This is a genomic window from Streptomyces brasiliensis (assembly GCF_014647875.1).
Lineage (GTDB): Bacteria > Actinomycetota > Actinomycetes > Streptomycetales > Streptomycetaceae > Streptomyces > Streptomyces brasiliensis.
In genome coordinates, this window is the sequence record NZ_BMQA01000002.1 from 245,220 (window position 1) to 266,347 (window position 21,128).

16 protein-coding genes and 1 pseudogene are annotated in these 21,128 nt (G+C 72.4%); 5 read left to right on the plus strand and 12 right to left on the minus strand.

The window, feature by feature from the left end; all coding sequences use genetic code 11:
- Positions 1–15 precede the first annotated feature (15 nt).
- Together mycP and IEZ19_RS04810 are read right to left on the minus strand one after the other, a co-directional pair.
- On the minus strand, positions 16–1,179 hold the full coding sequence (gene mycP, locus IEZ19_RS04805; protein WP_189309719.1) for a type VII secretion-associated serine protease mycosin: 1,164 nt from the start codon (positions 1,177–1,179) through the stop codon (positions 16–18).
- On the minus strand, positions 1,176–2,246 hold the full coding sequence (locus tag IEZ19_RS04810; protein ID WP_229839955.1) for a hypothetical protein: 1,071 nt from the start codon (positions 2,244–2,246) through the stop codon (positions 1,176–1,178). Before IEZ19_RS04810 ends, mycP begins: the two co-directional genes overlap by 4 nt.
- Before the next feature lie 1,072 nt (positions 2,247–3,318).
- On the opposite strand from IEZ19_RS04810, the gene IEZ19_RS04815 reads away from it, so the two are divergent.
- Positions 3,319–4,521 (plus strand): amino acid deaminase/aldolase, encoded by a 1,203-nt coding sequence (locus IEZ19_RS04815; RefSeq protein ID WP_189309720.1) that lies wholly within the window; start codon positions 3,319–3,321, stop codon positions 4,519–4,521.
- A gap of 13 nt (positions 4,522–4,534) precedes the next feature.
- On the opposite strand, the gene IEZ19_RS04820 is transcribed toward IEZ19_RS04815, so the two are convergent.
- From IEZ19_RS04820 to IEZ19_RS04835, 4 genes are all read right to left on the minus strand, one after another.
- Positions 4,535–5,431 carry a DUF2510 domain-containing protein gene (locus tag IEZ19_RS04820; protein ID WP_189309922.1) on the minus strand — a complete coding sequence of 299 codons (897 nt, stop codon included), beginning with the start codon at positions 5,429–5,431 and terminating at the stop codon, positions 4,535–4,537.
- A 97-nt stretch (positions 5,432–5,528) separates the two neighbouring features.
- A complete protein-coding gene (locus tag IEZ19_RS04825; protein ID WP_189309721.1) occupies positions 5,529–6,311 on the minus strand; it encodes a 3-oxoacyl-ACP reductase in 783 nt (260 codons plus the stop codon).
- Entirely contained in the window at positions 6,308–7,705 is a 1,398-nt protein-coding gene (locus IEZ19_RS04830) for an aldehyde dehydrogenase family protein (protein WP_229839957.1), read from the minus strand. The genes IEZ19_RS04825 and IEZ19_RS04830 overlap by 4 nt, the downstream gene beginning before the upstream one ends.
- A gap of 32 nt (positions 7,706–7,737) precedes the next feature.
- Positions 7,738–9,102 (minus strand): glutamine synthetase family protein, encoded by a 1,365-nt coding sequence (locus tag IEZ19_RS04835; protein WP_189309722.1) that lies wholly within the window; start codon positions 9,100–9,102, stop codon positions 7,738–7,740.
- A gap of 95 nt (positions 9,103–9,197) precedes the next feature.
- On the opposite strand from IEZ19_RS04835, the gene IEZ19_RS04840 reads away from it, so the two are divergent.
- Both IEZ19_RS04840 and IEZ19_RS04845 read left to right on the plus strand, forming a co-directional pair.
- Entirely contained in the window at positions 9,198–9,932 is a 735-nt protein-coding gene (locus tag IEZ19_RS04840; RefSeq protein ID WP_189309723.1) for a FadR/GntR family transcriptional regulator, read from the plus strand.
- A 70-nt stretch (positions 9,933–10,002) separates the two neighbouring features.
- A complete protein-coding gene (locus IEZ19_RS04845) occupies positions 10,003–10,701 on the plus strand; it encodes a gamma-glutamyl-gamma-aminobutyrate hydrolase family protein (RefSeq protein ID WP_189309724.1) in 699 nt (232 codons plus the stop codon).
- A 63-nt stretch (positions 10,702–10,764) separates the two neighbouring features.
- On the opposite strand, the pseudogene IEZ19_RS04850 reads toward IEZ19_RS04845, so the two are convergent.
- Both IEZ19_RS04850 and IEZ19_RS04855 read right to left on the minus strand, forming a co-directional pair.
- Positions 10,765–12,430: pseudogene (locus IEZ19_RS04850) on the minus strand (serine/threonine-protein kinase).
- A gap of 54 nt (positions 12,431–12,484) precedes the next feature.
- On the minus strand, positions 12,485–13,426 hold the full coding sequence (locus tag IEZ19_RS04855; RefSeq protein ID WP_189309725.1) for a LysR family transcriptional regulator: 942 nt from the start codon (positions 13,424–13,426) through the stop codon (positions 12,485–12,487).
- 70 nt (positions 13,427–13,496) lie between these two features.
- Between IEZ19_RS04855 and IEZ19_RS04860 the strand changes: the two genes are divergently transcribed.
- Positions 13,497–14,621 carry a TDT family transporter gene (locus IEZ19_RS04860; RefSeq protein WP_189309726.1) on the plus strand — a complete coding sequence of 375 codons (1,125 nt, stop codon included), beginning with the start codon at positions 13,497–13,499 and terminating at the stop codon, positions 14,619–14,621.
- Here the strand turns inward: IEZ19_RS04860 and IEZ19_RS04865 are convergent.
- The 4 genes from IEZ19_RS04865 to IEZ19_RS04880 all read right to left on the minus strand — a co-directional run bounded on the left by IEZ19_RS04865 (position 14,533) and on the right by IEZ19_RS04880 (position 19,992).
- The gene (locus IEZ19_RS04865) at positions 14,533–15,252 is read right to left on the minus strand and encodes a helical backbone metal receptor (protein WP_189309727.1); all 720 of its coding nucleotides are present in this window, start codon (positions 15,250–15,252) and stop codon (positions 14,533–14,535) included. The two genes, IEZ19_RS04860 and IEZ19_RS04865, sit on opposite strands and share 89 nt — an antisense overlap.
- A gap of 131 nt (positions 15,253–15,383) precedes the next feature.
- Positions 15,384–15,953 (minus strand): helix-turn-helix domain-containing protein, encoded by a 570-nt coding sequence (locus tag IEZ19_RS04870; protein WP_189309728.1) that lies wholly within the window; start codon positions 15,951–15,953, stop codon positions 15,384–15,386.
- 345 nt (positions 15,954–16,298) lie between these two features.
- Positions 16,299–18,911, minus strand: a complete 2,613-nt coding sequence (locus IEZ19_RS04875) for an ABC transporter permease/substrate binding protein (RefSeq protein ID WP_189309729.1) — start codon at positions 18,909–18,911, stop codon at positions 16,299–16,301.
- On the minus strand, positions 18,904–19,992 hold the full coding sequence (locus IEZ19_RS04880; RefSeq protein WP_189309730.1) for a quaternary amine ABC transporter ATP-binding protein: 1,089 nt from the start codon (positions 19,990–19,992) through the stop codon (positions 18,904–18,906). The genes IEZ19_RS04875 and IEZ19_RS04880 overlap by 8 nt, the downstream gene beginning before the upstream one ends.
- A gap of 192 nt (positions 19,993–20,184) precedes the next feature.
- Between IEZ19_RS04880 and IEZ19_RS04885 the strand changes: the two genes are divergently transcribed.
- Positions 20,185–21,114 (plus strand): 5'-3' exonuclease, encoded by a 930-nt coding sequence (locus IEZ19_RS04885; protein WP_229839980.1) that lies wholly within the window; start codon positions 20,185–20,187, stop codon positions 21,112–21,114.
- Positions 21,115–21,128 lie beyond the last annotated feature (14 nt).

Below are 21,128 nucleotides of genomic sequence, written 5' to 3' on the forward strand. Positions count from 1 at the left end.
GGCCGGTGACCGGGCTCAGTCGCCCGTTTCGCGGCGGTTGCGCCACAGGACCACCGCCGCGACCAGCAGGACGCCGCCGGCGCTGCCCGCGAGGGGGCCCGCCCAGTCCGCGGCGCCGGAGGACGCCTCCGCCGTGTCGGGTCCGGGGCCGAAGTACTTCTCGCCGTACGAGGCCGAGCGCAGGCCCTGCGGTTCGAGGCGACCCGCCGCCTCGATGGCGGCGGCCGGGTCGATGAAGCCGAAGCCACGGGAGTCGTCGCGGCCGCCGCTCGGGGGGTTGCGGGCGGTGTCCTCGAGGAGCTTCTTGATCTGGGGCGGGGTCAGCCCGGGATGGGCCGCCTTGACCAGGGCCACCGCGCCGGAGACGAAGGCGGAGGCCGCGCTCGTCCCCCAGCCCTCGTAGTACTTGTGGTCCGGGTAGGCGATGACGACGTCCACGCCGGGCGCGCTGACCGTGGCGTACCAGCGGCGGGTGGAGAAGGCGGCGCGGGTGCCGTAGCGGTCGACGGCGGCGGCCGCGATGACGCCGGGGTAGGCGGCCGGGTAGGAGATGTGGTCGCCCTTGTCACCGCCGTTGCCCGCGGAGGCGACGACGACCACGCCTTTCTTCAGGGCGTACTGCACGGCCTCGTCCTCGCTCGGCTCCGGGTGCGCGGAGTCGGAGTCGTCGCCCAGGGAGAGGTTGATGACGTCGGCGCCGTGGTCGACGGCCCAGCGGATGCCCTCGGCGAGGGCGTTGCCGCGGGTGCTGCGGGCCTCGCCGCGGGCGGAGTCGCCGTCCTCCAGGATCACGCGGACGGGCAGGATCTTCGCCTCCGGGGCGATGCCCATGACACCGTCGGCGTCACCGGAACCGTGGCCGTGCCCGGCGATGATGCCGGCCATGGCGGTGCCGTGCCGGGCCCAGGAGCTGTCGCCCTTCTTGGCGCCGAAGCCGATGAAGTCCTTGCTGGGCAGCACGTTGCCCTCGAGGTCGGGGTGGTCGGCCTCGACGCCGGTGTCCAGGACGGCGACGGTGACGCCCTTGCCCTTGGTGGTGCGCCAGGCGTCCTGGGTGTGCAGGGCGGACAGGGCCCACTGCTGGGCGCGTATGCCGTCGGCGTGTGCGGTGGTGGCGGGCAGGACGACCAGGGAGCCGGCGAGGAGCAGGCTCAGGGCGCTGCCGGTGGTGCGGTTCATGAGGGCGGCTCCGTGGCCGAGCCGACGGTCTTGCGCAGGCGCCGTTCGATGCGGTCGGCGAGGCCCCGCGCCTCCTGGCCGAGGCCGGCCTGGGCGGGGGCCGTGGTGGCGCCGGACGCGATGGCGTCGGCGGCGGGCTGGGGGTCGTCGACGGTACGGCCGTCGCTCCAGCCGGAGACGGCGTACGCGACGACCGGGGCGTCGGTGAGCACGGACAGGGTCCAGGTGGCGCGCTGCTCGGCGCCGAAGTCCTCGGCGACGGTGTCCTTGGCGGCGTACGGGCGGGGCATCAGGTCGTCGCGGCGGTCCAGGCGCTCGTCCTTGAAGCGGGCGGCGAGGGCGGCCATGCCGGCGGGGTCGGCCTTGGTGAACAGGAGGCCGACAGTGGTGACGTAGCTCTGAGTGGCGTCGGTGTAGGTGGCGCGCAGCAGGCGGCGGCAGCCGACAGGGGCGAGTGCCTTGCGCAGCAGCGGGTCGAAGGCGTCGGCGCAGCCGGTGTCCGGGGCGACGGCGATGCGCGTCCAGGTCCGGTCGGCTCCGCCGGGTCCCGCGCCGGTGCCCTGCACGGTGGGCGGGAACAGGTCGTCGACGGGCACGCTGTGCCACAGCTCGGCGGCCGACGTGAAGCTTCCGTCGCTCCCCGAGCCGCCGGAGCCTCCGGTGAGCCAACTCCCGGTCACCGCACCGCCGATGAGACCGAGGCCGAGCACGACACAGGCGGCGGCCGCGGCGGTACGGGGCCGCACGCGCGCGCCCAACGGCCGGGGCCGCACCCGCTCGTCGTACCCCTCGGGCTCCCCGAAGGACACGACGGGCCGCGCTGCCGGCGGCACCGCGCTCCACGACAGCGAGGGATCCGGCGACACGGGGCCGCCGCCTGCAGGACCGGGGCCGGTCACGGGCGTGGGCGGGACGAGGGAGGCACGGGGACGCGGAGCGAACGCCTCGAAATCGGCGTCGGGGTCGGCGGTGGCCGGGTCCGGAGGTGCCGTGAACCCCGAGCGCGGGCCGGTCGCCGATTCGGCCGAGGCCTCGGCGACACCCTCACCGCCACTGGAACGCGGCACGGGGGGAACGTGCGCGAACGGCGAGGAAGTCGGCCCGATCCCGGAAGCGGTCGGGTTTCCACCGGGAGCGGCGGCCGGTCGCGCGCTCGGCCTGGGCGGCACGGTGCCGGAACCGGGCCGCGCGGGAGAACCCTGCCCGTTCCCATGCTCGGCCTGCGGGGCCGGTGGTACCGGTCGCAGACGAGCGGTCGTCTCCGCCGGGGTCTCGACCGGGGCGGGTCGCGACGGAACCGCCGGGCGGTGCGACGGCTTGGGGGGCAGGGGGGTGGGCGGCGTGTCCGGGCGTGTGGGGCGCCCGACGGCAGGAGCCGCCTCCGGACCAGGTGCACGTCCGGCAGTAGGCGGCGTGTCCGGGCGAGTGAGACGCCCCACGGCAGGAGCCGCCTCCGGACCAGGTGCACGTCCGGCAGTAGGCGGCGTGTCCGGGCGAGTGAGACGCCCCACGGCAGGAGCCGCCTCCGGACCAGGTGCACGTCCGGCAGTGGGCGGCGTGTCCGGGAAGCGGGCCGAAGCCGCGGGCGGGGGTGGCGTGGTGGCGGAGGCATGCGGCGTACGTCCCGGGCGGAGGCTCGGGAAGCGTGGGCCGGTTCCCGTGCGCGCCGCGGCTTCCTCGCCCGCAGCGTGCCAGTCACCCGAACCCGAACCTGGCGCCTCGATCGCACCGGAACCCGCCCGCCCCGCTTCCGTCTCCGGCTTCGGGGCGTTCGCCGTGGTCTCCGGGCGGGGCTCGTCGGTTCGTCGCGGGTGGGGCGTCGTGTCCCTGGACGGCACGGGGGCGTGGCGGGACTCCGTGCTCATTCGCCCCCCGTTTCCTGTTGCCCGGGCCGTCTGCTCGTACGCGGACCGTCGTGTTCGTGGCCCGGGCCCGCGCGGATTCGTCCGTCCCGGGCACGCATACCCGCACGCGCGGACCGGCATCCCGGCGCAGGTCTGCGGCCGGCGGCGCCCCGTCGTGCGTGCGCGTCACTCTACGGGTTGTGCCGCGGCGAACGGGAACCAGTCCACGACCCCGGGGTATCTGCCCGGGAACGTCCCCCTACCCTGCGGTAATCCTGTCTGGCAGGCTGCGTTCATGACTGCGCGCGCCGCCGACCGGGCCCGGTACGACAGGGCCACCGCCCATCTGGACGCCCCCCTCGCGATCGTGGACCTGGACGCTTTCGACGCCAACGCCGACGATCTGGTCCGGCGTGCGGGCGGGAAGCCGGTCCGGGTGGCCAGCAAGTCCGTGCGCTGCCGTGCGCTGCTGGAGCGGGTGCTCGCGAAGGACGGCTTCCGGGGGATCATGTCGTTCACGCTGGCCGAGTCGCTGTGGCTGGCCCGCTCCGGGTTCGACGACGTCCTCCTCGCCTACCCCTCCGCCGACCGCACCGGTTTCGCCGAGTTGGCCTGTGATCCCAAACTCGCCGCCGCCGTCACGGTGATGGTCGACGACCCCGCCCAGCTCGACCTGATCGACGCGGCCCGTGCCGGTGGGCGTGAAGTGGTGCGCGTCTGCCTGGAGTTGGACACCTCGCTGCGGCTGCTCGGCGGCCGGGTGCGCGTGGGGGCGCGCCGCTCCCCGCTGCACTCCCCCGAGCAGGTCGCCGCGTTGGCGCGGACCGTGGCCCGGCGGTCCGGTTTCCGGCTCGTGGGGATCATGGCGTACGAGGGTCATATCGCCGGTGTCGGGGACGCGGTGGCCGGCCGGCCGCTGCGGTCGCGGGCCATACGGCTGATGCAGGCCGCCGCCCGGCGTGAGCTGGCCGAGCGGCGGGCCGAGGTGGTGCGGGCCGTGCGGGCCGTGGCGCCGGACCTGGAGTTCGTCAACGGCGGCGGCACGGGCAGTGTGCAGCACACCGCGGCAGAGGACGCGGTGACGGAGATAGCCGCCGGTTCGGGGTTGTACGTGCCGCGGCTGTTCGACAACTACACGTCGTTCACCGGCCGTCCGGCGGCACTGTTCGCCCAGCCCGTCGTACGCCGGCCCGGTGTGGGCGTGGTGACCGTGCTCGGCGGCGGCTACCCCGCCTCCGGCGCCGCAGGTGCCGACCGGCTGCCGGTGCCATACCTGCCGGAGGGGCTGTCGTACGACGCGCAGGAGGGGGCCGGCGAGGTGCAGACGCCGCTGCTGGGCTCGCCGGCCGACGATCTCCTCCTCGGTGACAAGGTGTGGTTCCGGCACGCCAAGGCGGGTGAACTGTGCGAGCGGTTCGACGTGTTGCACCTGATCGAGGGGGACGCGGTGACGGTGACCGTGCCGACCTACCGGGGCGAGGGCCGCACGTTCCTGTGACCGGTCGGCCTGGTCAGCCTTCCGGGCCGATGCTGCTGCCCACGCCGCCGCCCGTGGCCGCGTCGCCCACCGCTCGGATCCCCCGGGTGATCTCGTCCATGTCGGACAGCGGCGGCCCGTCCGGCCCCGCGTCGAAGGCGAAGCGGACGAGGACGGGCGCCTCGCTGCCGACGCTGGACCGGAAGGCGAGGGACTGGACATAACCGCCGGGCCCCTTGGCGGTCCTGACCCGCCAGCGGACGAAGTACCCGGCGCGGCCCGCGACCGCGACCTGCCCGGATTTCACGACCTGATGGGACTCGATGCCCCCGAAGGGGCGTTGCCCGGCGAGGTCCTCGTCGTAGGCGAGGTCGGCCGCGTCCTCGATGTCCCTCTCGGCGAGGGCCTCGGAGGACGTCCCGTCGGCCGCGCTCGCGGTGCGCGTGCTGACGAGCCCGTGCCGGCACAGTCCGATGCCGCCCGGGCAGTCGTACGTGCCGTCGGTGGTCATGACGACGTCGTCCTGGGCGACGTACTGCGGCCGGACCCAGCCCTCGGGCAGCGGCAGGGTGATGCCGTTGAGCTGGTCGACCACGCGTCCCGGGTCCTCGGAGGGTGTGGGCGAAGGGGAGGGTGACGACGGAGCCGGGCTGCTCGTCGTGGTCGTCGGCGCGGTGTTCGCCGTGGTGGAGCCGCCGTCCTCGTCGCCCGTGCCGAGCACGATCGCGCCGGTGACGATCGCCGCGACCAGGACGGCCCCGGCGGCGACGAGCGCGACGGCCTTCGCGCGGCCGGGCGTGCCCTTGGCAGGGGTCTGCGGCGGGGGCGTCCCCCCTGGCGGGCGCCGGTGTCCGGTCCAGGCCGTGCCATCCCACCAGCGTTCCAGGTGGGGGGCGTGGGGGTCGCGGTACCAGCCGGGTGGGGGCGTCATGCTCACCCCGGCACTGTAGGACGGGAGGCCGGGGTCGGTACACAGGTCCGGACGTGCACAGGACCCGCGACCCTGTGCACGTCCCGGACCGCGTCCGCTACAGCGGAGTGACGTACGCGCCCGAGATCCCGCCGTCGACCAGGAAGTCGGTGGCGTTGACGAAGGAGGAGTCGTCGCTCGCCAGGAAGGCGACCGCGGCGGCGATCTCGGCGGCCTCGGCGAACCGGCCCACCGGGATGTGGACCAGCCGGCGCGCGGCCCGCTCCGGGTCCTTGGCGAACAGCTCCTGCAGGAGCGGGGTGTTGACCGGTCCCGGGCACAGGGCGTTGACCCGGATGCCCTCCCGGGCGAACTGCACGCCCAGTTCACGGGACATGGCGAGGACGCCGCCCTTGGACGCCGTGTACGAGATCTGCGAGGTCGCCGCGCCCATCCTCGCCACGAAGGACGCCGTGTTGATGATGGAGCCCTTGCCCTGGCGGCGCATGTAGGGGATCGCGGCCTTGCAACACAGGTACACGGAGGTGAGGTTGACCTCCTGGACCCGCTTCCATGCCTCCAGGCCGGTCTCGAGGATGGAGTCGTCGTCGGGCGGCGAGATGCCCGCGTTGTTGAAGGCGACGTCGACGCTGCCGTAGGTGTCGTACGCCGCCTTGAACAGGGCCTCGACCTGCTCGGCGTCGGTGACGTCGACCTTGACGAAGAGGCCGCCGACCTCTTCGGCGGCCGCCTTGCCGCGGGTCTCGTCGACGTCGCCGCAGACGACGCGCGCGCCCTCGGCGGCGAGCCGGCGTGCGGTGGCGAGCCCGATGCCGCTGCCCGCTCCCGTGATGACGGCGGTACGCCCCACCAGGCGGCGGCAGACATTTTCTTCGGTCACTGTGCGGGACCCTCCGTGCTGATGAAGACGTTCTTGGTTTCGGTGAAGGCGGTCAGGGCGTCCGGGCCCAGCTCACGGCCGAGTCCGGACTGCTTGAAGCCCCCGAAGGGGGTCCAGTAGCGCACGCTGGAGTGGGAGTTGACGGAGAGATTGCCCGCGCGGACGGCCCGGGAGACGCGCAGCGCGCGGCCCAGGTCCCGGGTCCACAGCGAGCCCGCCAGACCGTACGGCGTGTCGTTGGCGAGGCGGATCGCGTCGGCCTCGTCGGTGAAGGGCAGCAGCACGGCGACCGGGCCGAAGATCTCCTCGCGGGCGGCCGACGAGTCGGGCCGCTCGCCCGTGAGCACGGTCGGCGGGAACCAGAAGCCGGGCCCGTCGGGCGCGCCGCCGCGCAGGGCTTGGGCGTCGTCGGACACGAACGACCGTACGCGGTCAAGCTGCTGACGGGAGATCAGCGGTCCCATCTGGGTCTTCTCGTCTGCCGGGTCGCCCACCACCACGGCGGCCAGCGCGTCGGCGAGCAGCTCGCGTGCCTCGTCGTACACCGTCTCGTGGACGAGGATGCGGGTGCGGGCGCAGCAGTCCTGGCCGGAGTTGTCCAGGAAAGAGAACGGGTCGACAGCCGTCTTCAGGTCGGCGTCGGAGAAGACGATGTTCGGGCTCTTGCCCCCGAGTTCGAGCGTGACCGGCTTGACCGAGCGGGCGCAGCGCTCCATGACCTCACGGCCGGTGCGGGTGGATCCGGTGAACACGATCTTCGCCACGTCGGGGTGGTCGACCAGGGCGCGGCCGGTGATGTGGCCGTGTCCGGGCAGGACCTGGAAGAGGTGCTCGGGCAGGCCCGCGTCCAGGGCGAGTTCGGCGAGGCGGAGCGCGGTGAGCGGGGTGGTCTCGGCGGGCTTGAGGACGATCGCGTTGCCCGCGGCCAGGGCCGGGAAGGAGCCCCAGGCGGCGATGGGCATCGGGAAGTTCCAGGGGGCGATCACGGCGACCACGCCCAACGGCTCCTGGAAGGTGACGTCCCAGCCGCCGGGCACGGGGATCTGCTTGCCGAGCAGGCGTTCGGCGCCGCCGGCCGCGTAGAGGAGGAGGTCGCGGGCGTTGCCGGCCTCCCAGCGGGCGTTGCCGAGCAGATGGCCGGCCTCGCGGACCTCCAGCCGGGCCAGTTCCTCGATGTGCTGGTCCACGCCGTCGGCGAACCGGCGCAGCAGACGGGCGCGGTCGGCAGGCGGGAGCGCGGCCCAGGTCGCTTGGGCGCGCGTGGCCCGTACGACGGCGGCGTCCACGTCCTCGGCCGTGGCGGCGGGGACGGTGGCGACGACCTCCTCGGTGGCCGGGTTGAGGATCGTCAGCTCGTGCGGATCGGACGGCAAAGGCTCGTGCGGGTCGGACAACGGATGGCCTTTCAGCGACGGTTGACGGTGTTTCACATGCGTTCGAAGGAGCGGCGCAGCTCCCAGTCGGTGACCGCGGCGTCGAAGGCGTCCAGTTCGACGCGTGCCATGTTGCGGTAGTGCGCGACGACCTCGTCGCCGAAGGCCGCCCGGGCGATCGGGCTGTTCTCCCACAGCTCGGCGGCCTCGCGCAGCGTGGTGGGAACGTGCGCGAACTCGGCGGTGTAGGCGTTGCCCGGACAGGGCTCGGGCAGTTCCAGCTTCTGCTCGATGCCGTACAGCCCGGCCGCGACCAGACCGGCGACCGCGAGGTGCGGATTGACATCGCCGCCGGGCAGCCGGTTCTCGAAGCGCAGGGAGCGGCCGTGGCCGACGACGCGCAGGGCGCAGGTGCGGTTGTCGTGGCCCCAGGCGACGGCCGTGGGGGCGAAGGAGCCGGGCTGGAACCGCTTGTACGAGTTGATGTGGGGCGCGTAGAGCAGGGAGAAGTCGCGCAGCGCGGCGAGTTGTCCGGCCAGGAAGTGGCGCATGACGTCGGACATGCCGTCCGGGCCGTCCCCGGCCATGACGTTGCCGCCGGCCGCGTCGGCGAGTGAGAGGTGGATGTGGCAGGAGTTGCCCTCGCGCTCGTTGTACTTGGCCATGAAGGTGATCGAGACGCCCTCCTGGGCCGCGATCTCCTTGGCGCCGGTCTTGTAGACGGCGTGCTGGTCGCAGGTGACCAGGGCCTCGTCGTATCGGAAGGCGATCTCGTGCTGGCCCGGGTTGCACTCGCCCTTGGCGGACTCGACGGTGAGGCCGGCGCCGGCCATCTCGTTGCGGATGCGGCGCAGCAGCGGCTCGATGCGGCCGGTGCCGAGCACCGAGTAGTCGATGTTGTACTGGTTGGCCGGGGTCAGCCCCCGGTAGTTCGCGTCCCACGCCTGCTCGTAGCTGTCCTTGAAGACGATGAACTCCAGCTCGGTGCCGACCTGGGCGGTGTAGCCGAGTTGGGCGAGGCGCTCGAGCTGGCGGCGCAGGATCTGGCGGGGCGCGGCGACGACCGGAGAGCCGTCGTTCCAGGCGAGGTCGGCGATCACCATGGCCGTGCCGGCGTTCCAGGGCACGCGGCGCAGGGTGGTCAGGTCGGGGTGCATGGCGAAGTCGCCGTAGCCGCGGTCCCAGGAGGACATCGCGTAGCCGTCGACGGTGTTCATCTCGGTGTCGACGGCGAGGAGGTAGTTGCAGCCCTCGGTGCCGTGGTGGAGGACCTCGTCGAGGAAGAACCGGGCGGCGAACCGCTTGCCCTGGAGGCGCCCCTGCATGTCGGGGAAGGCCAGGACGACGGTGTCGATCTCACCGCTCGCGACGAGGGCGTGCAGCTCCTCGACGCCGAGCGGGGGTGTGCGGTCTGCCACGGGAGTGCTCCTTCGGCTTCTGCGCGCTTTTTCGGCCGGGCCGGGAGCCATAAGGTATTGGCGAGAACCTTTTGTTGGGAAGGGGGCACGGCCGGATGGCGGCGGATGCCGACGGTGGTCCGGGCGACCGGCTGACGCCGGTGCTGCGGCCGGTGCGGGCGGGCAACGGGTTCGAGGAGGCGCTGGAGCAGATCCTCCAGGTCGTGCGGCTCGGGCTGGTGCCCGGTGGTGAACGGCTGCCCGCCGAAAGGGAGTTGGCGGAGCGGCTCGGGATCAGCCGGGTGACGCTGCGCGAGGTGCTGAAGGTGCTCCAGGAGCAGGGGCTGGTCGAGTCGCGGCGCGGGCGGTACGGCGGGACGTTCGTGCTGCCGCGGGCCGACGTCTTCGGCGAGGACGAGCTGCGGCGGCGGATCGTCGAGGTCGACATCGAGGACGTGCTGCGCTTCCGGGAGGTGCTGGAGGTGGGAGCGGCGGGGTTGTGCGCTACGCACGGGCTCGGCGCGGAGCAGGCGGACCGGCTGCGGCAGGCGCTGGCCCGCACGCACGACGCACCGCTCGCGGAGTACCGGCGCCTCGACACCCTGCTCCATCTCAAACTGGCCGAGCTGTGCGGCTCCGCGACGCTGACGGCGCAGTACGCGGCGGTCCGGGCGACGGTGAACGATCTCCTCGACTGCATCCCGCTCCTCGTCCGCAACCTCGAGCACTCCCAGCGGCAGCACACCGCGCTGGTGGAGGCGGTGCTGGACGGCGACGCGGAAGGAGCCCGGGAGATGATGCGTGAGCACTGCGCGGGGACGGCGGCGCTGCTGCGGGGGTTCCTGGCGTGAGGTGGGGCTTGCCGGGGGCGGGGCCCTCGGCAAAGGTATGGGTCGAGGCCATTGGTGAGAGGACGGTCGTATGGCGAGCAGGCCGCTGATCGGGGTCAGTACCTATCTGGAGTCCGGGGCACGGTGGGGCGCGTGGGAACTGGAGGCGGCGTTGCTGCCGGCCGGCTATCCGCGGCTCGTGCAGCGGGCGGGAGGACTCGCCGCGATGCTGCCGCCGGACGCGCCGGAGTATGCGGCTGCTGCGGTGGCGCGCCTTGACGGGCTGGTGATCGCGGGCGGCCCCGACGTCGAGCCGGTCCGGTACGGCGCCGAGCGCGACCCCCGCACCGGGCCGCCCGCGCAGGCCCGGGACGCATGGGAACTCGCGCTCATCGAGGCGGCGTTGGCGGCGGGCCTGCCGCTTCTGGGCATCTGCCGGGGCATGCAGCTGCTGAACGTCGCCCTCGGCGGCTCCCTGGTCCAGCACATCGACGGACACGCCGAGGTGATCGGGCAGTTCGGGCGGCACCCGGTCAAGCCTGTGCCGGGGACGCGCTACGCCGCCGTCGTGCCGGAGGAGACCTCCGTACCCACGTTCCACCACCAGGCCGTCGACCTGCTCGGTACGGGGCTGGTGGCGTCGGCGTACGCGGCGGACGGGACCGTGGAGGCGGTCGAGCTGCCGGCGAGCACGCCGTGGGTGCTGGGCGTGCAGTGGCATCCGGAGATGGGCGAGGACGTGCGGGTGATGCGGGCGCTCGTGAAGGCGGCCGGGCCGCCTGCCGCCTGAGCCTGGCCGGCGCCCCGTCCTCCAGGGCTCCGGCGCACCGCGGGTTTTCCCACAGCCGACGGGTCAGCTCTCCGCCGCGTCCCGCCAGATGGTCATGTCCACCATCAGGAAGCTGGCCCCCTTGGTGTCCCACAGTGCGGTCGACTTCGTCTGGAGCACGAGCAGCGCGATGTCGCCGTTGCGGTGCCGGACGCAGAACTCGCTGCCGTCCGGCGCTGCGGTCACCGAGAAGCTGTGGGCCGTGGCGCCCTTCATGATGATCCGGCACTCGTCGAGGGTGGCTCCCGTCTCGCCGAAGAGCTGCGTGATCGTGCTGGTGTCGCTCTCCAGCGCGCAGCCGATCTTCTTGCAGCTGAAGCGGATGTCGCCCGTGCGGTCCTTGCGCTGGTCCGGGTCCGCGAAGCTCAGGGAGTCCTTCTCGTCGAGCCAGAGCTGGGGGTGGGGTTCGGGTCGCGGCGTCCGGGACTCGGTCGGGGAGGCGGCCGACGACCCCTCGGGCGCCTGGCCACCGACCGCCGCCGCCTGGGAGGCCTCGTCACCCGCCACCGCGGACGAGGACACCGACGGCCGTGCCGAACCGGGAGCGGACCCGGTCGCGGTCCCGCCGTCGTCTCCGCCCGACCCGTCCCGCACCGTCCACGCCAGGCCGGCGGCCAGCAGCGCGCCCGCCGTCACGGCCGCGGCCGTGATCACCGCCGAACGTCTCCGCCTGGTCTGCCGCACGTCCGGCACCGTCGCGTGCGTCGGCGCGATCAGAGGCGTGGTGTGCGCCAGGGTGCGAGCGGGGGCGGCAGCCGGGGCAGGGACGGTAGCCGGGACCGGGGCGGGAACAGAAGCCGGAAGCGGCGCCGGAACCGTCACCTCCGGCCGTGACCTCGCGCCAGACGGCCGGTTCGGCGCCCGCTCCCAGCTGCTCCCGGCACGACTCGACAATTTCCGCCAGTGTGGCCCGCTCCGCCGGGTCGTTGGCCAGACACCGGGCGATCAGGGGACGGAGCTGCTCGGGCAGCTCGGACAGGGCGGGCTCCGAGTGCACGATCCGGTACAGGATCGTCGCCGAGGGGCCGTCGCCGTACAGCGGTCTGCCCAGAGCCGCGAAGGCGGCCGTCTGGCCGAGCGCGAAGACGTCGGTCGCCGCCGTGACCTCGTCCGCGGTCGCCTGCTCGGGTGCCATGAACTGTGGCGTGCCGATGGCGGCGCCGGTGGCGGTGTGGGAGCTGATGTCGGCGGCCAGCGATATGCCGAAGTCGATCACCCGCGGCCCGTCGGAGGCCAGCAGCACGTTCGACGGCTTCAGGTCCCGGTGCACGATGCCGGCGCCGTGGATGGCCTGGAGCGCCTCGGCGACCCCGGCCATCAGCCACAGCACCGCGGGCACCGGCAGCGGCCCGCGGCGTCGTACGGCGTCCGCCAGGGAGGGTCCGGGCACGTACAGCGTGGCCAGCCAGGGCGGGACGCCGTCCGCGTCGGCGTCGATCAGTTCGGCGGTGTAGGCGCCCCGGACGCGCTGGGCGGCCGTGATCTCCCGCCGGAACCGGTGCCGGAAGTCGGGGTCGTCGGCCAGCTCCGGCCGGACCACCTTGATCGCGACCGGTCGGCCGCCCCGCGTGTGCGAGAGGTAGACGCGCCCCATGCCGCCGGCGCCGAGCCGGGCGGCGAGACGGTAACCGGCCACCTCGCGCGGATCGTCCGCCTGGAGTGGCTGGAACACCTCGGTCACATGCTGCATCGGCCGCGCCCCCTGCTGCCCCAACCCCGTGTATTGACCAGCGGCAAGCCTAAGCTACCCCCGGGTCAGTGACAGCAGCTCCCTCGCCGGCCCCACCGGCCGGTGCCCGGTCGGCCAGATCGCGCGCAGGTCGCGGGCGAGGGCGACGTCCTCGACCGGCACGCTCACCAGGCGCCGCATCGCGAGCTCCTCGCGCACGGCCAGTTCGCTGAGCACCGCGGGCCCCGCACCGCTGACCGCCGCCGCCTTCACCGCCGTGGTGGAGGAGAGCTCGATGAGCGGCCGGGCCAGGCCGCCGAGCGCGCTGTCCAGGACCTGGCGGGTGCCGGAGCCCTTCTCGCGCAGGATCAGGGGCGTCGCGGCCAACTCGGAGGCGGCCAGGGGGCGTCGGCGGCGTGCCCAGGGGTGGCCGGGGGCCGTCACGACGATCAGGTGGTCGTGGGCGATGACCACGGAGTCCAGGCCGGTCGGCACCGAGAGCCCCTCCACGAAGCCCAGATCCGCCTCGTTCGCCAGCAGGCGCTCCGCCACCGCCGCCGAGTTCCCGGCGTGCAGGGAGACCGCCGTGTCGGGACGTTCCGCGCGCAGGGCAAGGAGCCAGCCCGGCAGCAGATACTCGGCGATCGTCATGCTCGCCGCCACCCGCAGCCGCGAGTCGCGCCGGGAACGCAGCGCCTGGGCACCCGCGTCGAAGCACTCCGCCGCCTCCACCACCCGCCGGGCCCAGTCGGTCACCAGGGCGCCGGTGTCGGTGAGGCGGGAGCCGCGCGGTGAGCGGTCGACCAGGGCCAGGCCCATCTGGCGTTCCATGGAGCGGATCCGGCTGCTGGCCGCGGGCTGGGTGATGCCCAGCTCACGCGCCGCGGCGCCCAGGCTGCCCAGCCGTGCCACGGCGAGCAGCAGTTCCAGCGCCCCCAGGTCCGGCACCCGGTGCGCCAGTCCCCCGCCGGGGCCGTGTCCGTCGTCCGCCTGGTGCGGTTCCGCCACGCTGCTCATAAGGACAGGTTATGCCTCCATAGAGGCAAACCCCCTGGTCGGGGGCGTTGGTTCGCGGGACGGTGGCTGGATGGTTACCCGTGTGCGTCATCTCGGCCCCAACTGGTACTCCGCCGTCATGGGCACCGCGATCGTCGGGTCGGCCGGTGCCGCCCTGCCCGCCGGTCTCCGGGTGCCCCTGCCGGTGTGCGCGGCCGTGTGGACGCTGGCGTTCGGGATGCTCGTGGTCCTGTCGTGCGCCCGGGGCCTGCACTGGGTGCGTCATCGCGATCAGGCCCTGGCCCATCTCCTCGACCCTGCCATGGCCCCCTTCTACGGCTGCCTGTCGATGGCCCTGCTGGCCGTCGGCGGCGGTGCCATGACCGTCGGGCGGGGCTGGATCGGGACGGGACCGGCCGTGGTGCTCGACTCCGTGCTGTTCGTCGCCGGTACGGTCGTCGGGCTGGCGTCGGCCGTCGCGGTGCCGTTCCTGATGGCCGTACGGCACCGTGTGGAACCGGGGCAGGCCACCCCCGTGTGGCTGCTGCCTCTCGTCGCACCGATGGTGTCCGCCGCGCTCGGCCCGCTGCTCGTGGCGCATCTGCCGCCGGGGCAGCCCCGGGAGACCCTGCTGTTCGCGTGCTTCGCGCTGTTCGGGGTGAGCCTGTTCGCGACGCTGCTGATGCTGCCCCTCGTCTTCGCCCGGCTGATCACGAAGGGCCCGCTGCCGACGGCGCTCACGCCGACGCTGTTCCTGGTCCTGGGGCCGCTCGGGCAGTCCACCACCGCCGTCGGGATCTTCGCGGACGTCGCGCCGGGGGTCGTACCGGCGCCGTACGACCAGGGCTTCGGCGTGCTCGCCGTGCTGTACGGAGTGCCCGTCATGGGGTTCGCGCTGCTGTGGCTGGGGTTCGCCACGGCGCATGTGGTGCGGGCCCTGCGGGAGGGCATGCGGTTCACGATGACGTGGTGGGCGTTCACCTTCCCCGTCGGCACCTGCGTCACCGGGGCGGCCGCGCTGTCCCGGCACACGGGGCTCGCCGTTTACGGCTGGCTCGCGGTCGGCCTGTACGTCCTCCTCGTCGCCGCGTGGGGCGCGGCCGGCGTGGGCACGGTGCGCGGGCTGGTCAGCGGCGAACTGCTCGCAGGGCCCTCGCCAGCACCTGTGGCGCCTCCGTCAGCGACGGGCCGTACCAGGTCAGATGCCGTCCGCTGACAAGTGCGCAGCTCAGCCCGGCGAATGCCTCAGGTCCGTCGTCGGGCGTGAAGCGGTAGGGCTCGTCCGGGAGCACGACCAAGTCCGGGGCCGCCGCACGCAGGTCGTCCAGCGGGATGCGGGGGTAGCGGTCCGGGTGACCGGCGTGGAGGTGGTCCACGCCCAGGCGGGCGAGGACGTCCCCGGCGAAGGTGTCGCGGCCCAGGACCATCCAGGGGCGCCGCCAGATCGGCACGACCGCCGTCGTGCGATGCGCGGGCTCGGGGAGCGACGTCCAGATCCGCTCCGCCTCGTCCAGCCACCCGGGACGTGCCGGGGCACCGCACGCGGTCAGCACCCGGTCCAGTTCCCGGAAGGCCTGCGGCACCTGCCGCACCTCGGTGACCAGCACCTCGAGGCCCGCCGTGCGCAGGGCGTCGAGGTCGGCCGCGCGGTTCTCCTCCTCGTTGGCGATCACCAGGTCGGGGGCCAGCGCAATGATCCGCGCCAGGTCAGGGTTCTTGGTACCACGGACGCGGGTGACGTCGAGGTCGTCCGGATGGCTGCACCAGTCGGTAGCACCGACGAGAACCCCGGGCAGCGAAACGGCGACGGCCTCGGTGAGGGACGGAACGAGAGAGACGACGCGCACTGGGCAGCTCCGGGATGGGCAGCGCCCCAAGGGGGCGCGGGCTGTGTCGATATGCGGCTCCGCCGCGTGCGCGCGACCAGCCACGAGGGGCCCGCAGACGATCCACGGCCCGTCATGCTCGCGCGGAACTCTCAGCGAGCCCTGTCCTGGACCGCCTCGATGTGTTCGGCCACCGCCACGACGATCACGCGGGTGTCGGGAACCGTCGCCCGCCAGCGGTGGCGCACCCCGCCGGTGAGGTAGAGGGTGTCGCCCCGGCCGAGCCGGTAGGCGCGGCCCTCCGCCTCGATCTCCACGGCGCCGTCGGCGACGTACATCAACTCGTCGTTGCGGTGCTGGAATTCGCGGCCCGCGTCGTGGTCGCCGGTGAACTCCGAGGCGTGCAACTGGTGGTGACCGCGCACCAGGGAGCGCACCTGGGGCGCGAAGTCCGGCTCGGCGCTCTCGGCGCGGACGACGTCGACGCTGCATGCCGGGTCGGCGGCGGCGAGGAGTTCGACGGCCGTGGTGCGCAGGGCGTCGGCCACCTTCTCCAGGGAGCTTCTGCTCGGGCGCGCCCGGTCGTTCTCGATCTGGCTCAGGAAGGGAACGGACAGGCCGCTGCGCTCGGCCACGACGGCGAGGGTGAGCTCCAGCGCACGGCGTCGCCGCCGGACGGCCGCGCCCACGCGCAGGGGCTGTTGTTCTTTGTGGTCGCCCATCGCTCCGGCTCCCTCCTTCGCTCGTACGCCCGTCGGTCCGGTGGAGGGTGCGTCCTGGCCGGCACTCCCTCCGAGGAGTTGTCTGCACCCTACGCATGTTCGGCAAACCGTTTCATGCGCCCGTCACATCGATGTGCCGTGAAGTGCGGTTCGATCTCACACTTCCCGCCATCTCATTTCAATGCTTGGGCACCCTCCGGTGTTCCCGGAAGTCCCTGCCGGGCGGCGCAATGCGTCCGCCCGGCGCCGAGACGTCGGGCCGGGCGGATCGCTGGACGGGGCCGAGGGGCCCGCGTGACGCTGTGTGGTTGGCCGGATCCTTTTCGTGGTGAGCCGGCCGTTACGTCACTGTGGGGTCATGCGGTTCACCATGTCAGGGTGCTGCTCGAGCCAGGCGGCGACGGCCTCCTGCTCATGTCCCTGGCCGCGCTTGTTGATCTCGCTCTCCAGACTGCCGAGTTCGCTCTCGCTCATCTTGAAGTTCTTGATCCACTTGGCGAGCTGCGGGTACTGGTCCGGGAACTTCTCGCTGGAGATCGTGCGGATGGTGTTGCCCTCGCCGAAGAGCTTCTTGTCGTCCTTCAGCTTGGTCAGCCCGTACTCGCTGTACGCCCAGTGCGGCGACCAGAGGACGACGGCGACGGGCTCGTGCTTGGCGTACGCCCGCTTGAGCTCGGCCAGCATCGCGGGCGTGGAACCGTCGACGACCTTGTACTCCTTGTCGAGGCCGTAGCCCGGCAGCACCTTCGTCTTGAGCAGGTTCATCTCACCGGTGCCGGGTTCGATACCGATGATCTTCCCGCCGAAGGTGGACGCCTTGCCCTTGAGGTCCTCCAGGGACTTCACACCCTTGACGTACGAGGGCACGGCGATCTCCAGGGACGTCGGCTGGTACCACGTACCCAGGTCCTTGAGCCTGTCCTTGCTCTTGTCCCAGAAGTTCTGCTGGGCGTAGGGCAGCCAGGCGTCGAAGTTGAGGTCGAGGTCGCCGGAGGCCAGGCCCGTGTAGACCGGGCCGACGTCCATCTGCTTCAGGTTCAGCTTGTAGCCGCGCCGCTCCAGGACGTTCTGCCACAGATAGGTGACGGCGACGTCCTCGTCCCAGGGGAACCAGGCCACGTCCAGGGCGCGCTTCGCCTCGGCCGGGGCCCCCGCGGACTTCTGCACGGGTGCGAGCTTGTCCACCACGCCCGGGTTCTTCTTCAGCCAGGCGCGCACGGCATCCTGCTGCTTGCCCTTGCCCGCCTTGTTGATCTCGGCCTCGAGGCTGGTGAGCTGGTCCTCGCTCATCCGGAAGTTCTTCAGCCACTCGCCGACGACCGGATTGTCGGCCGCGAACCCCTTGCGGCTCAGCGTGTGCACGCCGTCGCCCGTGCCCCAGGCGCCCTTGGGGTCCTCGAGCTTCTTCAGGTCGTAGTCGTTGTACGCCCAGTGCGGCGACCAGAGCGGGACGACGATCGGCTCCTTCTTGGCGTACGCGCGCTTCAGCTCGGCCAGCATCGCCGGGGTGGAGCTGTCGACGACCCTGTACTCCTTGTCGAGGCCGTACTCCTTGAGGACCTTGCTCTTGAGCATGGCCGTCTCGCCGGCGCTCGACTCGATGCCGGTGATCCTGCCGCCGAACTCGGCCCCCTTGCCCTTGAGGTCCGCGAGCGAGTCGATGCCCTTCACGTACGAGGGCACGGTCAGCTCCAGGGACGTCCGGTCGTACCAGGCGCCGAGGTCTTCGAGCTGCTTGCCGTACTTCTTCCAGTACTGGGCGTGCGTCGTGGGCAGCCAGGAGTCGGTCTCGAAGTCGACGTCGCCCTGGGCGAGCGAGGTGTACAGCGGACCGGCGTCGAACTGCTTGGCCTCCACCTGGTAGCCGCGCTCCTCCAGGATCTCCTTCCAGAGGAAGGTGGAGGCGACGCCCTCGTCCCAGGGGATGTAGCCGATGCTGATCTTCTTGCCCTGGCCGACGTTCTCGCTGTCGGCGACGGGGGCGGCGGCTCCCGCGCCGCCGAAGACGCCCATGCCGCCCGCCACCAGCGCGAGCACCACGACGCCGACCACGGCGACGGCGGGACGGGGCCGGTACGACCAGATCCTGAAGCCCTTGGCGGCACGCAGCCTGGCGGCGGCCCGGCGGCCGACCGGCGAGACCTGGGTACCCAGCGCTCCGGTCATGCGGTCGAGGTAGATCGCGAGGATCACGATGGCGACGCCCGCCTCGGAGCCCAGACCGACGTCGAGCTGGCCGATGGCCTCGTTCACGTCGCCGCCCAGGCCGCCGGTGCCGACCATGCCGGCGATCGCGGCCATGGACAGCCCGAGCATGATCACCTGGTTCACGCCGGCCATGACCGTGGGCAGGGCCAGCGGGAGCTGGACGCGCAGCAGGGTGTCGCGGGGCGTGGTGCCGAACGCGTCGGCCGCTTCGACCAGTTCCTTGTCGACCTGGCGGATGCCCAGCTCGGTCATGCGCACACCGGGGGCCAGCGCGAAGATCAGGGTGGCGACGATGCCCGCGGGTGCCCCGGTGCCGAAGAAGAGGATGGCCGGGATGAGGTAGATCATCGCGGGCAGCGTCTGCATGAAGTCCAGCACGGGCCGCAGCAGGCCGCCGACCCGGTGGGACCGGGCCGCCCAGACGCCCAGTGGCACCGAGACGACGAGCGCGATGACCGTGGCGACGAGGACGAGCGACAGGGTCACCATCGCGTCCTCCCACAGTCCGAGGGAGTCGATGAATGCGAATCCCACGAAGGTGAGGACACCGGCGACGGTGCCGCGCAGCCAGAACGCGATCACCGCGAAGATACCGGCGAGGAGCAGTGGCTCGGGCGCCTGCAGGACGGTGTTGATCCCGTCGTAGGTGCCCTGGTAGACGGTCTTGAAGAAGTCGAACAGCCACGCCGCGTGGCTGGTCAGCCAGTCGACGACGTCGTTGACCCAGCTGCCGAGCGGAATCCTAGGCACCGGCCGTCACCTTCTCTCCACTCTTGCCGCGCGGCGAGTCGCACGCCTCGGGGGCACCCGGCTCGTCACCGAGGAAGCCGACGAGGCGCTGCCGCGGTACGACGCCGACCAGCTCGCGGTCGGCGCCGACGACCGCGACCGGGTGCGTCAGCCGGGCGCTGATCGCGCAGAGCTCGGCGAACGTCGTGTCGGGCGTGGCGGTCTCGCAGTCGCAGTCGGCCTCGTCGCCGCGCACGTCGGTGTCCATGACGGCACCGGCGGTCAGGACGCGCGAGCGGTCGACGTCCTTGGTGAACGAGGCGACGTAGTCGTCGGCGGGCCTTACGAGGATGTCCTCGGCGGTGCCGGTCTGGACGATGCGCCCGTCGCGCATGACGGCGATCCGGTCGCCCAGGCGCATGGCCTCGTTGAGGTCGTGGGTGATGAACACGATGGTCTTCTTCAGGGTCTTCTGCAGTTCGAGCAGCTGGTCCTGCATGTCACGGCGGATCAGCGGGTCGAGCGCGCTGAACGACTCGTCCATGAGCAGCAGGTCGGCGTCCGTGGCGAGCGCGCGGGCGAGGCCGACGCGCTGCTGCATGCCGCCGGACAGCTCGTCGGGCCAGGAGTCCTCCCAGCCGGCCAGACCGCACAGGGCGAGCGCCTCGTCGGCGCGGGCTTCGCGCTCGGCGCGGGGCACGCCCTGCACGGCGAGGCCGTATGCGGCGTTGTCGCGGACGCTGCGGTGCGGGAAGAGCGCGAAGTGCTGGAACACCATGCTGATCTTCTTCGAGCGCAGCTCGCGCAGGGCGCGGTCGCTCAGCCCGGTCAGGTCCTGGCCGTCGAAGCGGACGCTGCCCGCGGTCGGCTCGGACAGTCCGTTGAGCATGCGAAGCAGCGTGGACTTACCGGATCCGGACAGGCCCATGACGACGAAGATGTGGCCCGGTTCCACGGAGAAGGAGGCGTCGATCACAGCGGCGGTGGTGCCGTCGGCCCGCAACTCCTCCCGGTCGGCCCCCTCACGGAGGCGCTTCACAGCCTCGCCCGGTCGTCTGCCGAACACCTTGTAGAGATGTTCGGCCTCAAGCCTGGATGACACACGTACCTCTTGTCTCGGACAGCAAATGAAGGAAGCGACGGGCGCAACAGTTGAATGCGCAAGCGACGTCGTTCCGAGCCGCGCCTGCCCCTGTTCCAGAAGCACAAACGCACAAGTGGTACAGCCCACAGCGACAGCGCACACCGCAACGCGTTGCGCGCGAAGGGGTCACTGTCAGTGCCGTACGGCATGATGCGTGGCGTGACCGGACGACTGATGCTTCTCGACACCGCCTCGCTGTACTTCCGTGCCTACTTCGGAGTACCGGACTCCGTGAAGGCGCCCGACGGCACTCCGGTGAACGCCGTGCGCGGGCTGCTCGACTTCATCGACCGGCTGGTCAAGGACCACCGGCCCGATCTGCTGGTGGCCTGCATGGACGCCGACTGGCGGCCCCGGTGGCGGGTCGACCTCATCCCCTCCTACAAGGCGCACCGCGTCGCCGAGGAGCACGAGACGGGACCGGACGAGGAGGAGGTGCCGGACACGCTCTCCCCGCAGGTGCCGGTCATCGAGGACGTCCTGGACGCACTCGGCATCGCCCGTGTCGGCGTCGAGGGGTACGAGGCCGACGACGTGATCGGCACCTTCACCGCGCACGCCACGGGCCCGGTGGACATCGTCACCGGCGACCGCGACCTGTACCAGCTGGTGGACGACGCGCGCGGGGTGCGCGTGCTGTATCCGCTGAAGGGCGTCGGCACACTCCAGCTCACCGACGAGGCCGTCCTGCGCGAGAAGTACGGCGTCGGCGGCTCCGGGTACGCGGATCTGGCGCTGCTGCGCGGCGACCCGAGCGACGGACTGCCCGGTGTGCCCGGCATCGGCGAGAAGACCGCGGCCAAGCTGCTGGCCGAGTTCGGCGACCTGGCCCGGATCATGGCGGCGGTCGACGATCCGAAGGCGAAGCTCACCCCGTCCCAGCGGGGGCGCCTGGACGAGGCGCGGCCGTACGTCGCCGTGGCCCCGAAGGTCGTCCGGGTGGCCGCCGACGTGCCGCTGCCGGACGTCGACACGAGACTGCCGCGCGCGCCGCGCGACCCGGCGGGGCTGGACGCGCTGTCGGTGCGCTGGGGGCTCGGCGGTTCACTGCAGCGGCTGCTGACCACCCTGTCGTCCTGAGGAGACGGGCAGTT

Excerpts from the sequence above, each read along its gene's own strand:
- IEZ19_RS04860 (WP_189309726.1), top strand. The coding sequence starts at position 13,497 with ATGGTTACCCGTGTGCGTCATCTCGGCCCCAACTGGTACTCCGCCGTC.
- IEZ19_RS04815 (WP_189309720.1), top strand. The coding sequence starts at position 3,319 with ATGACTGCGCGCGCCGCCGACCGGGCCCGGTACGACAGGGCCACCGCC.
- IEZ19_RS04845 (WP_189309724.1), top strand. The coding sequence starts at position 10,003 with ATGGCGAGCAGGCCGCTGATCGGGGTCAGTACCTATCTGGAGTCCGGG.
- IEZ19_RS04855 (WP_189309725.1), bottom strand. The coding sequence starts at position 13,426 with ATGAGCAGCGTGGCGGAACCGCACCAGGCGGACGACGGACACGGCCCC.
- mycP (WP_189309719.1), bottom strand. The coding sequence starts at position 1,179 with ATGAACCGCACCACCGGCAGCGCCCTGAGCCTGCTCCTCGCCGGCTCC.
- IEZ19_RS04885 (WP_229839980.1), top strand. The coding sequence starts at position 20,185 with ATGCGTGGCGTGACCGGACGACTGATGCTTCTCGACACCGCCTCGCTG.
- IEZ19_RS04820 (WP_189309922.1), bottom strand. The coding sequence starts at position 5,431 with ATGACGCCCCCACCCGGCTGGTACCGCGACCCCCACGCCCCCCACCTG.
- IEZ19_RS04870 (WP_189309728.1), bottom strand. The coding sequence starts at position 15,953 with ATGGGCGACCACAAAGAACAACAGCCCCTGCGCGTGGGCGCGGCCGTC.
- IEZ19_RS04840 (WP_189309723.1), top strand. The coding sequence starts at position 9,198 with ATGGCGGCGGATGCCGACGGTGGTCCGGGCGACCGGCTGACGCCGGTG.